Genomic DNA, 219 nt, shown 5'->3' with positions numbered 1-219 from the left:
CTTCCCAATAACGGCACAGGGTACTACGGTGGTAACGTGGACGTATGATGATGGTAATGGTAATATAACGACGCAGACCCAGAATGTTATTATAGATGATACTACGGCCCCAACGCCTGATGTAGCGAGTTTACCAGATGTAAGTGGTGAGTGTACGGCGAGTGTAAGTGCTCCTACGGCTACTGATAATTGTGTGGGTGCTATTACGGCTACGACTAC

At 47.5% G+C, this 219-nt stretch carries 1 protein-coding gene; it reads left to right on the top strand.

Annotation, left to right across the window (positions count from 1 at the left end; translation table 11 throughout):
• A partial coding sequence (locus tag AC1EUY_RS16230; protein WP_480196596.1) for a hypothetical protein occupies window positions 1–219 on the top strand: 219 nt, incomplete at both ends.

The organism is Maritimimonas sp. 2210JD6-3 (assembly GCF_056591795.1).
Note: the sequence above shows the minus strand (reverse complement) of the source record. Positions and strands in the feature narration are given on the sequence as shown.